Genomic DNA, 13,668 nt, shown 5'->3' on the forward strand with positions numbered 1-13,668 from the left:
GTGCAATTTTGAAAGAACAAAGTTTTTTCAAACATCTGGTGATGATGTTCTTTAGGGTAACACCCGTTCCCATTCCGAACACGACGGTTAAGCCTTTAGAAGCCGATGGTACTGCACGGGAGACTGTGTGGGAGAGTAGGTGGTCGCCAGGTTTTTATTTTATGGCTCGATAGCTCAGTCGGTAGAGCAGAGGACTGAAAATCCTCGTGTCGCTGGTTCGATTCCTGCTCGAGCCACCAAAAGCTTAGTGAATAATTCACTAAGCTTTTTTTGTACATAAATTTCAAACTCTTATTTAAAATAAGGAGTTCTAAATAAGAAGTTATAATATTATATTGAGATTTGAATAAGTCATAAATATCTATAAAATAGTTATATTACAATAAGAAGACTATAAGAATAAAAAAAATATATATTTGTTTTTATTAAACAAATATATATTTTAAGGGTAGAACGGTTAAACTAGGTATCAATACAACCTGGTTTTTATTAAATATAGAAAAGTTTTAGTGATAGTATAATTATTTTCTACATACATAGAAGGCTATTTTTTATAGAGCATAAAAAATATTTTTATATGAGATTATTAAAATGTAAAATAAGAATATAATTTATATTTTTAATTTATACTTTGAATTTATATTTTGAACTTATGTTGAAAATTAAAAGAGGATCTTATTAAGATCCTCTTTTAATTTTATTTTTTAATTTATTTCTTTTAATTTATCTAGAACTTTTTCTATGTGTCCTTTAACTCTTACTTTTCTAAATTCTTCTATTAATATTCCTTCTTTATTTATTAAGAAAGTACTTCTTTCTACACCCATATATTTTTTGCCGTACATATTTTTTTCTTTTATTACATCATATAATTTACAAACTGTTTCATCTGGATCACTAAGTAATACAAATGGAAGTGATAATTTAGTAATAAATTTATCGTGAGATGCTAAGGAATCTCTAGAAACACCTAAAATAATTGCATTTAAATCATGAAAGTTTTGTATGTTATCTCTAAAATCACAAGCTTCTGTAGTACAACCAGCAGTGTTATCCTTAGGATAAAAATATAAAACTATATTTTTTCCTTTGTAATCACTTAGTGAATGTTCTTTTCCATCAGAGCCCATAAGCTTAAAATCTGGAGCTAATTTATTTATTTCAATTGACATAAGAATCCCTCCTTTAAATTATATATATTATATAATAATTACTATTCATTATCAACAAAGTGGAAGAGAGATATTCATATGTATAAAATTTAAATATAAAAATTAGAATTTTAGAGGAGAAATTTATTGTCTTTTAGTAATTAACATGAACTTTAGGGAGAAAATTATAGAAATAAGAATTATAAGTTTTTATTAGTTGATAAAAATTTTAGAATATAAACTAAAGTTTTTAATAATTAAATTTAAAGTGTGAATTGTAAGTTTTTAGTGATTAACTTTATAGGGTGAATTATAATTTTTTTAGAAGTTAGAAGTTAGAAGTTAGAAGTTAGAAGTTAGAAGTTAGAAGTTAGAAGTTAGAAATTAGAAATTAACTTGAATTTTAAGTGTTAGAAACCTTAAAGTTAGTATTTAAAATCTTAAGGTTTAAGAATATAAAAAATATGTAGTATTAGTTTGTTAAACTTGAGCTTGATTTTTAAGAGAAAAAATTTATAAGTAAGAAATTTTTAATTATATATTATTAAAATATAAACTTATTTTATAGATTAGGAAAATACTCAGAATTTCTTTTTAATTCATTAAATGTATGTTAATATATGAAGTATAGGAAAATAAAACTTTAATTAAAAAGGAGATAATATATATGGAAAAGAAAGTTCTAGCAACAGTTGGAAATACAGAAATAACTTCAGACTATATAGATGAGATAATAGCAAGATACCCAGCTCAACAACAAGCTATGCTTGCTAGTGATGAAGGTAAAAGACAAGTTTTAGAGCAAGCTATTGCTTTTGAATTAATGTCTGAATTTGCAAAAGAAACTGGATTAGATAAGACTGAAGAGTTTAAAGATCAATTAAATAAATTTGCTAAAGAATTATTAGCTCAAATGGTAATGAAAAAGACTTTATCATCAGTTACTGTAACAGATGATGAAGCAAAAGCTTTTTACGAAGAGCATAAAGAAAACTTCGTTGAATTAGAAACTGTAACAGCTAAGCACATCTTAGTTGCATCAGAAGAAGAAGCTAAAAAAGTAGAAGAAGAAATAGCTTCAGGTTCAATAACTTTTGAAGATGCTGCTAACAAATACTCAAGCTGTCCTTCAAAGGAACAAGGTGGTAACTTAGGTTCATTCTCAAAAGGAATGATGGTTCCAGAATTTGAAGAAGCTGCATTTAACTTAGAGTTAGGAGTAGTTAGTGCTCCAGTTAAAACTCAATTTGGATATCACTTAATAAAAGTTGAAGACAAAACAGAAGCTAAAACTAAGGCTTTTGAAGATGTTAAAGAGCAAGTTGTTAATATGTTAATTCAAGAAAGACAACAAAAGAAATACTTAGAATTAATAAAAGAATTAAGAGAAAAATATGGAGTTAAATTAGCTTAATTTAAGACTCTATTAAAAAGTTAGGTGTAGAATTTTATTCTATATCTAACTTTTTTTATTGTTTTTAGTGTAGTAATATGTATAAATGACAATACTTAAGTTAGAGATTTTTAATAAACTTAATTTATATATTTTTAAAATTAGAAGGTATTAAAAATATACATTCTAAATTATATTTTAGAATTTAGAATAATAAGAATGTCCTAGTAACTTTATTATTAATTAAGATTAATTTATATATCTAGTATTTATATTTAATAGTTTTTAGTGAATTTGGATTTTATATGAAGTTAGTTTATTGAAAGAAGTATTAGCTATATTTGTAGCTTTTAAGAAAAGGCTTAAATAAGAAGTATATTTTGCTACTTTGTAAGAGAAATGTATAAATATTTATTAAGTATTTGTGGTATAATTAGGTTTAGTTATTTTACAAAAAAATAGATGATAAGCAGAGGTGAACAACTTGAAGGATTGGCTTGAGATTGAGAAAAGTATTTTTTCTCATTGGAGAATGATATTTAGCATATCCAAGAAAGAATTTAAAAAAGAGTTTGCTGGTTCTAAGTTAGGTATGGCTTGGGCGATAATAAGACCACTAGCTATGATAACTGTTTTCTGGATGATATTTTCAACTGGAATGAGAACAACTAGTTCAAATGTACAGGTTAATTATTTAGTTTGGCTAGTTTCAGCATACATACCATGGATATTTATTTCTGATGTAATTATGTCAGGCGCAGGTTCCATAAGGGTTAATTCCTTTTTGGTTAAAAAGGTTAAATTCCCTGTAGAAATATTACCTACTATAAGAATAGTAATTAGTTTTTACACATTTTTAATTTTGCTAGTAATAAGTTTTATAATATTTGCAGTCAATGGTAACTTAAATCTAATAAATATACCTAAATTGATTTATGCCATTATCATAACTATAATATTTTTGGCAGCTTTATCAAGATTACTATCTACATGGGTAGTAATGTCAATTGATATATTACATGGAATATCTGTATTTATGCAATTTTTATTCTGGATGTGTCCAGTTATGTGGCAAGCAGGAGAATTGCCTGTAGGTTCTAGTATGCCTTGGATTGAGAAAATACTAAAATTAAACCCTTTATATTACTTAGCTGTTTTATTTAGGGACGCATATTTAGGAACACATACAGTTAGTTTAGCATATGGAGTTTATTTCTGGGTAGTAACTATAATATTATTCATATTTGGATCTAAAGTATTTAAAAAATTTAGACCAGAATTTGATGATGTTTTATAAAAAGAGAGGTACAGAATATGTCTGTTGCTATAAGAGTTAAAGACTTAACTAAAAAATATAAGTTATATCAAAAGAGATCTGAAAGATTAGCGAATGCTTTTGGTAAAGAAAAGAATATAAAAGAATTTTATGCTTTAAAGGGCGTTTCTTTTGAGATAAGCAAGGGAGAATGTGTTGGTATTATCGGTCATAATGGGGCCGGTAAATCAACACTTTTAAAATTACTAACAGGAGTGGCTTTCCCTACTTCTGGAGAGATTGAGATAAATGGAAGATTAGCATCTATGCTAGAATTGGGGTCAGGATTTAATCCTGAGCTTACTGGTATGGAAAATATTTATTTTAATGGTAGTTTAAATGGTTTAACTAAGGAAGAGATAGATGGAAAATTAAAGGATATACTTGAGTTTGCTGATATAGGTAATTTTATAGAGCAACCAGTAAAAAATTATTCAAGTGGTATGTTTGCTAGATTAGCATTTGCCGTTGCTATTAATGTAGACCCTGATATATTAATAGTTGATGAAATTTTATCCGTTGGAGATGTTGGTTTCCAAGTTAAATGTATGGAAAAATTCAATGAATTTAAGAAAAAGGGAAAAACAATACTTTATGTTTCTCATGGACTTGGAACAGTGAAAAAGTTCTGTGACAGAGCAATTTGGCTTCAAAAAGGTGAAGTTGTAGATGATGGGAATTCCGTAATTGTAGTAGAAAGATACTATAATTTAAATTTTAATCCTGCTAATATAGAACAATTAAAAGATCATAAAAGTGACATAATAAATAGTATAGCAGTTAAATCTAATACAAAAAATGTAGAATATCTTGAAAAATTAGATTTAGAGGTTGAATATGATCTTATTTCAAATGACTTAAAAGACCCTAACATAGTTTTAGAGTTTAGAAAAACTGACTATGAGCCAGGTACAACTAGAGGAAATGATCAGTTTGTTTGTGGTATAAATAGTAAAGATAATATAAAAAATATTCCTTTTAATTTAGGAGTTAATAAGTTAAAAGTGTCTTTAAATAAGGTTAACTTAGTTGCTGGAGTTTATTATATTGACTTTGTTTTAAGAGATGGTGAAGAGGAAGTATATAGAAAAATAAATGGATATAGTTTTACTTTGAATGACAAGTATAGAGGAGAAGGTTTCTTAATACTGGGGCATTCTTGGGGTAATTAATCGGAGGAATAGTATGAGCGTAGGTAGAATTGCTAGGAGAACAACGGAAGTTCTTAAAGAAGATGGTTTAATAGAAGTTATAAAGAGAGTTTTAAGATATATAAAAAGACGTATTAAAGATAAATTAGATAATAATGCATTAACCTATAGAAAAAATTATGAAGAGGCTAATGCTATATTTCATAAGATATTAAAAAAAGAGAAATTCAAAGCGGTAGTAGTTTTTGATTCAAGAGTTGGATGGAATATTCCTTTATTCCAACGTTCTCAACATATGGCAAATGAGCTTACTGATGATGGATATCTTTATTTCTATAGAACTTCAGAGCAGTTTGATCCGCATGTAAAGACTGTTGAAAAGCTGAAGGATAGACTTTACTTAGTTAACATGGCTAATTTTGCTTTACAAAATGCTATGTTTGATCTTCTTAAGGAGTATAAAGGTCATAAATTCTTATCTCTTTATTCAACAGATGTTTATTTAGATGAACAATATATTAAAGAGAAATACATTGATAATGGTTTTAAAATAATATATGAATATATAGATGAACTTTCAGATGAAATATCAGGACACTTACCTGATTTTGTATATGATAGACATAAGAATATTATAGAAGATAAGAGTAATATAGCTGTAGGGTCAGCAGATAAGCTTATAGAAGAAATAGAAGAGATTAGAGGAAAAGAAAATGTTGCAATGATAACAAATGGAGTTCAATATGATCATTGGCAATATAGAAGTGATGAGGTTCCAGAAAAATTAAAAGATATAGTAAGCAAAGGAAATCCTATAATAGGATATTTTGGAGCTTTAGCAAAATGGTTTGATTATGAATTACTTAAAAAAGTAGCTAAAGAAAGACCTAATTATGAGATTGTATTAATAGGATTTTTATATGATAACAGCTTTAAAGATAGTAAAATAGATGAACTTGAAAATGTTCATTATTTAGGTATTGTTGATTATAAGGAATTAAATCAATATTCTCAATACTTCACAATATCAACTATACCATTTTTATTAAATGATATAACTGAGTCTACAAGTCCAGTTAAACTTTTTGAATATATGGCAATGGGCCATCCTATAGTTACTACTGATATGAGAGAATGCAGAAAGTATAAGTCAGTATTAATAGGAAAAAGCCATGAAGATTTTATAGAAAAACTAGACTTTGCATTAACTCTTGATAAAAAAGATGAGTATTATAACTATCTAAAAGAAGAAGCTCTAGCAAATACTTGGAGAGAAAAGGCAGCTATACTAGATAGATTAATTGAAAAAAACATTTAAGAGTGAGAGGGTAATAGTATGAGTTTAAAAAGAAGTTTAAAAAATTTATTAAGACCTATATTGAAGCCAATGTTGCTTAAATATAGAGAAAAAGGACATGAAGATCAAAAACAAGTATTCTTTGATGAAATAACTGGTGCAATAAAGAATGGAAATTATGATGCTATAGTTATATTTGATGTTTACTTTGGATTTGAGGTTAAAATGTTCCAAAGACCTCAACATATAGCTTTAAACCTAGCTAAGGAAAATGTTTTATATTTTTATAAAGCATCACCTTATGTTGATAAGGATATTAAAACTTACAAGAAGATGGAAGAAAATCTTTATCTAGTTAACACAGATCTATATTGGTTACAAGAATGTTTAATAGATATAGTATCTCAAAGTGGAGTTCCTGCTTTTGGTCAAATATATTCAACTTCATTTGTTGAATATGACAGTTGGTTAAAGAAATTTACAGATAGAAACTTTAAAATAATATATGAATATGTTGATGATTTATCAGATGATATTGCTGGATTTAAAATATCAGATGAAATTAAAGCAAGTCATAAGAGAATGCTTGAAGATACAGAAAAAGTTTATGTGGTAACTACTGCAGATAAGCTTTATCAAGAAGCTAAAGAGTTAAGAGGAGAAAATAAATTAGCTCTTGTAACTAATGGAGTTCAATATGAGCATTTTGCTAATATTGATTGCAAAAAGATTCCTGATAAGATGAAAAATATTGTTAATAGTAAGAAAAAGATAATAGGATATTTTGGAGCCTTAGCTAGTTGGTTTGATTATGATTTAATTAAAGAGCTTGCAGAAGAATTTAAGGATGATTATGAAATAGTTCTTATAGGAATAGATTATGATCAATCCTTAGGAAAGAGCGGAATATTAAAATTAGACAATGTTCATTATTTAGGAACTGTTAACTATAATGAACTTCCAACATATTCTAAGTTCTTTAATGTTTCTATAATTCCTTTTGTGGTAAATGAAATAACAGAAGCTACTTCACCAGTAAAATTATTTGAATATATGGCTTTAGGTAAGCCTATAGTTACAACAGCTTTACCAGAGTGTAGAAAATATGAATCACCTTTAGTAAGTGATTCACATGAAGATTTCATAAATAACATTAAGAAAGCTGCTGAGTTAGAGAATTCTAAGGAATATATAGAATTACTTAGAAAAGAAGGTAATCAAAATACTTGGAGACAAAAGGCAAAGGACATTAAGGAGCTTATACTAAACTCTTAATGGGGGAGAAATCATGGAAAAGGCAATAGAAGTAAAAAATCTTTGTAAAAATTACAGAGTTTATGATTCAAAATCAAGTAGAATAAGAAACATAATAAATCCTTTTGCAAAAAAAGAAGTTAAAGAGTTTAAAGCCTTAACTGATGTTTCTTTTCATGTAAATAAGGGTGAAATAGTAGGTATCATTGGAAATAATGGTGCTGGTAAATCTACTTTGTTAAAAATATTAACAGGAGTTTCATTTCCATCATCAGGAGAAGTTAATGTTAATGGAAGAGTATCTTCTCTTTTAGAATTAGGAACTGGTTTTAATCCAGAGCTTACTGGAGAAGAAAATATATATTTTAATGGAAGTCTCATGGGATTAACTCAAGATGAAATTGATAAGGTAAAGGATAATATTATAGAGTTTGCTGATATTGGAGAATTTATAAATCAACCAGTAAAAAGTTACTCAAGCGGTATGTATGCTAGATTAGCCTTTGCCGTTGCTATAAATATTAATCCAGATATACTTATTGTAGATGAGATATTATCCGTTGGAGATGTTGGATTCCAAAAAAAATGTATGGATAAGTTTAATGAATTTAAAGAGGCTGGTAAAACAGTTCTTTATGTATCACATGGCCTTGAAACTGTTCAAACCTTCTGTGAAAGAGCTATATGGCTTGAAAAAGGAAGAGTAGTTGATATTGGACCATCCTTTGATATAGTTGAAAAATATTATGATAAGCTTATGAAAAGTGATGATAAAGAAGAGCTTGAAACAGGTAAGTTTGTTGAGCTTATCAATGTGGAAATATTAGATGATAAAAAAGTTTATAAAAAGGGCGAATCTATAGAATTTTTAGTTGAATATGAGGTGTTTAATCCATCAGTTAAAAATGCTGGTATTACTATTGAAATGAGAAAGGCATACAGAGAGCCTTGTGAGTATAGAAATGCAGATCAGTTTATATTCTCAGTAAATAGTAATGTTGATGAATTCACTATACCTTGGAAAAAGGGAAGAAATAAAATTACTTTTAAAATTGATTCTCTAGATGTTAAGGAAGGAATTTATTATTTAGATGCTATATTTTCAGAAAGCCAAAATCTTGTTGCTTTAGAAACACAAGAAGACGTAGTTTCATTTGAGGTTAAAAATGAAGGAGAGTCTGAAGGTTTTGTATTCTTAGATTCTACATGGACATAAAAAATAGAGGATATGACCATAGTTTATATGGCTTATATCCTCTTTTGTGTACTAATTATGTGAAAAGATGTTAATAATGAAAAATATTAAAGTCTTTTGATAAGGAGAATTCTTATGAGTAATATTTTTGAAGTTATGTTAAAAAAGAATATTGGAGATTTTACATATGAAGAGAAAAGGGAATTAAATAACTGGCTTATAGAAAATTTAAAGCTTAAAGAACTTATATATTCTGGATTAGAACTTACTAAAGTTATTAATGAGGATGGGGAAGAAACAGCATACTATGAGAATAAAATAACCGAAGAAGATATTTTATCAGGAAATTTCAATGAATTATGTTCTAAGACATCTAAATATATAGATGATGCTATAAGCTCAATATTATTTGAGGGACAATTTAATTGTTTTTATGAAAAGATTAAAAGCATATTGGAATTAGAAGACTTTGATGAAATTATTGTTTTTCATGCTTCCTTTGGATGGAATATAGAAATGAAGCAAAGACCTCAACATTTAGCAGAGGCATTAAGTAAAAAGAAAGTATTATATATATATAGAAGCGATGTAAAAAATGATAACATTTATTCAATTAAAAAGATAAAGGACAATTTATATGTTCTTAATTTAGATATGTATAGTTTAAATGTGGCATTTTTTGAGGCAATAAAATCAATTAATAAGCCTAAATTTGTACATGTTTATGCTACATGTTTAAACTCAGTTGATTACGAAAAGATAAAAACATATATGGATAAAGGCTTTAAAGTCATATATGATTTTGTAGACGAGTTATCTAGTGAAATAAGTGGATATAACATAACTTCTAAAATGATAGAGGATCATGAAAAACTCTTGAGAGATAAAGAAAATGTATTAGTTGTTTCAACTGCAAAAAAATTAAAAGATATTGCAAATAAATTTAGGGGAGAAAATGAAAATAATATTTTAGCTCCTAATGCTGTTAATTTAGAAGACTTTAAAAATCATGGAAATGAAATAGGTGAAAAAATTCAGCCTATAGTTAATAAGAGAAAGCCTATAATAGGTTATTATGGAGCTTTAGCTAAGTGGTTTGATTATAAATTAATTGAGCAATTAGCAAAGGAAAGAGAAGATTACGAAATAGTTTTAATAGGAATGGATTATGATGGGTCTTATGATCAAAGTAATCTAAAAGATTATTCAAATATATCTTATCTTGGTATGATTGATTATAAAGATTTAATAAACTATTCAAGATATTTTGATGTATGTATTGTACCTTTTATAAAAAATGATATAACTGATTCTACATCACCATTAAAAATATTTGAGTATATGGCTTTAGAAAAGCCCATAGTAACTACTGATATAAATGAGTGTAAAAATTATGAATCTTGTTTGATTTCAAAGGATTATGATGAATTTATAAGAAATATTGATAAGGCATTAAAGCTAGAAGTAGATAACAAAGAATATTTTAATATCTTAAGAAGAGAAGCTGAAGAAAATACCTGGGATAATAGAGCTGAATTAATAAAAGAGGCTATTAAAAACCTAGAATAAAATAGATTTTACAAAAAAACTCAATTTAAAACATTACTAAGTTTTAAATTGAGTTTTTATTATTATAACTACATAAGTAATTTATCTTTTTATTATGTAGTTTAATTTTTATAGTTTTATTATGTAAGTATAATATTAATTTACAAGTAAATCATTAAATGAATCTATGTATTCATGTACAATTTCTTTAATTTGTGATTTTTCTTCTTCAGAAACAGTATGTTCTTCTACGGCAAAAACTTTCATTCCAGCACTAAGAGCTCCTTTAACTGCTGGTAAGATATCTTCAAAGACTGCACACTCTTTAGGCTCTAAGCCTAATCTTTCAGCAGCTAACAAGTAAACATCAGGAAAATCCTTTCCTCTAGGTACTTCACCTGTTATTGTTATTGAATCAAATAAATGAAAGATATCATTTGATTTTAAGCAAACTTCTAGTAAAGGATAAGAGTTACTAGTAGCTAATCCTATTTTTATGTTAGATTCTTTTAATTGCTCAAGAAATTCTCTTGCACCAGATTTAAGTTTGATATTATTTTTATACTCTACATAGGCCATATCATGCCAAGTTTTCATTATTTCTTCTTCTGAACTTGCTATATTAAATCTTTTCTTAAAATATTTAGCAACTTCTTTGAAGCCTAAATGAGTGATTTCTTCTTTAAGGTTTTTAGGAACTTCAAGACCAAGATCAGTTAGGTAATCAGAATCTATTTTAGCCCATACTCCCATTGAATCAACTAAAGTTCCATCTAAATCAAAGATTACACCTTTTATATTGCTAAGCATTGTTGCCTCACCCCCAATACAGTTTAACATATAAATTATATAGAAGGTAAGGTTAAATATTAAGCTTATAAGTAAATACTTTTTAGAATTCTCTTTCAAAAATAGATATTTTTTCTTTATCCTCAAAAGACTTTAATGAATTTATTCCTAATCTTAATAGGACTTCATCCATAGTATGGCTATGAGTAGCAACTTTTATTGGAGAATTATAAGCAACTTCATCAACGTGTTTTTTACCTATGCTAGGATCTACTATTCTTTTGGGACCACCAACGCATCCTCCAACACATCCCATACCTTCAATAAAGTTTGCTTTTAATTCACCAGATTGAACTTTATTTAAGAGTTCTTTACATTCTTTAACTCCATTAGCTTGAACTGCCTTAAATATCTTAGCTTTATCAGGATAGAGTTCTTTAACCACATCATTTATGGCCTCTGATACCCCTCCAGTTCGAGCGTAAAGCCTTCCACCTCTAGAGGTGTATTCTATAGAGGGAACACCTTTCATAGACGATGGATCTATTTTTAATGCTTCAAATATGCCTTTTAATTCTTCAAAGGTTAAGACATAATCTATGGCACCAACTAAGTCTTTTTCTCTTGCTTCAGCTTTCTTAGCTATACAGGGACCTATAAAAACTACCTTAGCATCTTTATTTAATTTTTTTATTACTCTCCCAGCAGCTATCATAGGTGAAACAGAAGGGGAGACATCCTTTACTAAATCCTTATAACACTTTCTTAACATGGCTACCCACATAGGGCAACAGCAAGATGTTATTAATATATCTCCAGTTTTTTCTACATGATGATTAAATTCAACAGCTTCTTTAATTGAAAGCATATCAGCGGCAAATGCAACTTCAATCATATCTGAGAAGCCTATTTTTATAAATGCTTCTCTTAGCATATCTAAGGAGACATTTTCACCAAATTGTCCAGCTATAGCAGGAGCTACTGCGGCAATTACAGTCTCATTATTTTTTATTAAATCAATAATAGGAAGAAGTTCAATTCTATCTAAGAAGTGACCACTTTCGCATACCTGAACACATATACCACAATTTTGACATAGATTTGGATCTATATATTTACTATTATCTATAGGATCAGTCAGTATTGCATCAAATGGACAAAGGCTTTGACATTTACCTTTACTTTCTTTTGAACAGTTTTTTGTACATACAGAAACTTTATCAACTATATTTTTTTTGATTTTGTGTGTTGTTATAGCTTTTCTTATGTCATAAGCAATATTATCTGAGTTTTTATCTATATCAACTCCACATAGGGATGAAAGAACATCAATAGCATCTTCTTTACTATTAAAATTATTTTTTACTATATCATTTAATTTTTCATCAAAGTTATCTTCTGAATAATATGAAGAGATAAGTTCTTTAAATAAAGAGTCATACTTTTTATTCATAATAAATCCTCCTACAATCATTTTAATAAAATTATTATGTACAAAAATTCAAATTGTATTAGTGGAGTGTATAAATTTTTATGTTTTGGAAAGTATTTTAAGTAGATACTAATTTAAAAAGAGGGAGATATATAATGAAATATATTATATTAACTGGGATATTAGCACTTATATGGATGTTTTATATGGCTTTATTTACTGCAGCCGCAAAGGAAGATAGGTACTTTGAAGAAGAATTTGCAAAGAGTATTAAAGAAGAGGGAAATGATAATTTAGAATAAAAAATATGTTTAAGAATATAATTTATTAATAAGATTAAAGTAGATTATATATTTTATATTAAAATTATCTACTAATAAAAATAATACTCCAGTTAAGTCTAAATAGATTTAACTGGAGTATTAATATTAAAATCTTATATAAAATAAAAAAGGAATTGCTGTTGCAATTCCTTTTGGTCGGGGTGACAGGGATCGAACCTGCGACCTCATGGTCCCAAACCACGCGCGCTCCCATCTGCGCCACACCCCGGCGACATTTATTATTATATGAGAAAATAATAAGGTTGTCAACAAAAAAAATAAAAAAAGTTTAAAAAATTAAAAAATATTATATTCTACTTAAAATATATTATATTTCTGTGAGGATGTTATAATGTTAAGTAGTAATTTAAAAATTAAAAGATGAGGTGAAACAAATGAAGATAAGTTCAATTGTTATGCTAGCAGCTAGTTTTTTATTAATAGTTGTTGGAATAGTATTATTTGCAAACAAAAAAAGATTTGAAGGAGAAAATCAAGCAGGGAAATATAGTGCTAAGTACATACAAAGCAATGCAATAGGAAATATTTTTATAGGATTTTTAGGAACTATTTTAGGAGTACTTGATAACTTTGTTAATGGAAATTCAATAAAAATAGCTTTCGTAGTTATTATAATAGGTGGGTCAATTGTTCAGAAATTAATTGGAAATAAAATCTCAAAATAGTATATATATGTAAGAAAAAGTTAAAAAAGTGTAAAAAAAGTGAAAAAAATATATTTATTTAACAAAAAAATGACAAATTTATATTGTTACAAAAAGGTTTCAAATGCTATAATGTATAAGTGTAAAACTTTTAA

Annotated in this window: 12 protein-coding genes, 2 tRNA genes and 1 rRNA gene; 11 read left to right on the plus strand and 4 right to left on the minus strand. The window is 27.3% G+C overall.

What is annotated here, in order from left to right:
* Positions 1-34 precede the first annotated feature (34 nt).
* Together rrf and CPF_RS01340 are read left to right on the plus strand one after the other, a co-directional pair.
* Positions 35-152 (plus strand): 5S ribosomal RNA (rrf, locus tag CPF_RS01335).
* Between the two features lie 11 nt (positions 153-163).
* Positions 164-239: transfer RNA gene (locus CPF_RS01340), tRNA-Phe, on the plus strand.
* Positions 240-704: 465 nt separating this feature from the next.
* On the opposite strand, the gene CPF_RS01345 is transcribed toward CPF_RS01340, so the two are convergent.
* Positions 705-1,172, minus strand: a complete 468-nt coding sequence (locus tag CPF_RS01345) for a peroxiredoxin (protein WP_003470229.1) — start codon at positions 1,170-1,172, stop codon at positions 705-707.
* Between the two features lie 646 nt (positions 1,173-1,818).
* Here CPF_RS01345 and CPF_RS01350 point away from each other — a divergent pair.
* The 7 genes from CPF_RS01350 to CPF_RS01380 all read left to right on the plus strand — a co-directional run bounded on the left by CPF_RS01350 (position 1,819) and on the right by CPF_RS01380 (position 10,325).
* The gene (locus CPF_RS01350; RefSeq protein WP_003453475.1) at positions 1,819-2,565 is read left to right on the plus strand and encodes a peptidylprolyl isomerase; all 747 of its coding nucleotides are present in this window, start codon (positions 1,819-1,821) and stop codon (positions 2,563-2,565) included.
* A 454-nt stretch (positions 2,566-3,019) separates the two neighbouring features.
* Entirely contained in the window at positions 3,020-3,841 is an 822-nt protein-coding gene (locus CPF_RS01355) for an ABC transporter permease (RefSeq protein ID WP_003476165.1), read from the plus strand.
* 17 nt (positions 3,842-3,858) lie between these two features.
* Positions 3,859-5,031, plus strand: a complete 1,173-nt coding sequence (locus CPF_RS01360; protein WP_003453458.1) for an ABC transporter ATP-binding protein — start codon at positions 3,859-3,861, stop codon at positions 5,029-5,031.
* A 13-nt stretch (positions 5,032-5,044) separates the two neighbouring features.
* Complete coding sequence (locus CPF_RS01365) at positions 5,045-6,328, plus strand: glycosyltransferase (protein ID WP_003453483.1); 1,284 nt, start codon at positions 5,045-5,047, stop codon at positions 6,326-6,328.
* Between the two features lie 18 nt (positions 6,329-6,346).
* The gene (locus CPF_RS01370; protein WP_003453477.1) at positions 6,347-7,582 is read left to right on the plus strand and encodes a glycosyltransferase; all 1,236 of its coding nucleotides are present in this window, start codon (positions 6,347-6,349) and stop codon (positions 7,580-7,582) included.
* A 13-nt stretch (positions 7,583-7,595) separates the two neighbouring features.
* Positions 7,596-8,777 (plus strand): ABC transporter ATP-binding protein, encoded by a 1,182-nt coding sequence (locus CPF_RS01375; protein ID WP_003460432.1) that lies wholly within the window; start codon positions 7,596-7,598, stop codon positions 8,775-8,777.
* A gap of 114 nt (positions 8,778-8,891) precedes the next feature.
* Complete coding sequence (locus CPF_RS01380) at positions 8,892-10,325, plus strand: glycosyltransferase (protein ID WP_003476167.1); 1,434 nt, start codon at positions 8,892-8,894, stop codon at positions 10,323-10,325.
* Between the two features lie 135 nt (positions 10,326-10,460).
* Here the strand turns inward: CPF_RS01380 and CPF_RS01385 are convergent, their stop codons facing one another.
* Complete coding sequence (locus CPF_RS01385) at positions 10,461-11,114, minus strand: HAD family hydrolase (protein WP_003476169.1); 654 nt, start codon at positions 11,112-11,114, stop codon at positions 10,461-10,463.
* An 82-nt stretch (positions 11,115-11,196) separates the two neighbouring features.
* Complete coding sequence (locus tag CPF_RS01390) at positions 11,197-12,546, minus strand: [Fe-Fe] hydrogenase large subunit C-terminal domain-containing protein (protein WP_003476170.1); 1,350 nt, start codon at positions 12,544-12,546, stop codon at positions 11,197-11,199.
* Between the two features lie 134 nt (positions 12,547-12,680).
* Here CPF_RS01390 and CPF_RS14925 point away from each other — a divergent pair, with 134 nt between their 5' ends.
* Positions 12,681-12,827, plus strand: a complete 147-nt coding sequence (locus CPF_RS14925; RefSeq protein WP_003453473.1) for a hypothetical protein — start codon at positions 12,681-12,683, stop codon at positions 12,825-12,827.
* A gap of 174 nt (positions 12,828-13,001) precedes the next feature.
* On the opposite strand, the gene CPF_RS01395 is transcribed toward CPF_RS14925, so the two are convergent.
* Positions 13,002-13,077: transfer RNA gene (locus tag CPF_RS01395), tRNA-Pro, on the minus strand.
* A 166-nt stretch (positions 13,078-13,243) separates the two neighbouring features.
* Here CPF_RS01395 and CPF_RS01400 point away from each other — a divergent pair.
* On the plus strand, positions 13,244-13,534 hold the full coding sequence (locus CPF_RS01400) for a hypothetical protein (protein ID WP_003479074.1): 291 nt from the start codon (positions 13,244-13,246) through the stop codon (positions 13,532-13,534).
* Positions 13,535-13,668: the final 134 nt, after the last annotated feature.

This window comes from Clostridium perfringens ATCC 13124, from assembly GCF_000013285.1.
Taxonomy (GTDB): Bacteria; Bacillota; Clostridia; order Clostridiales; family Clostridiaceae; genus Sarcina; species Sarcina perfringens.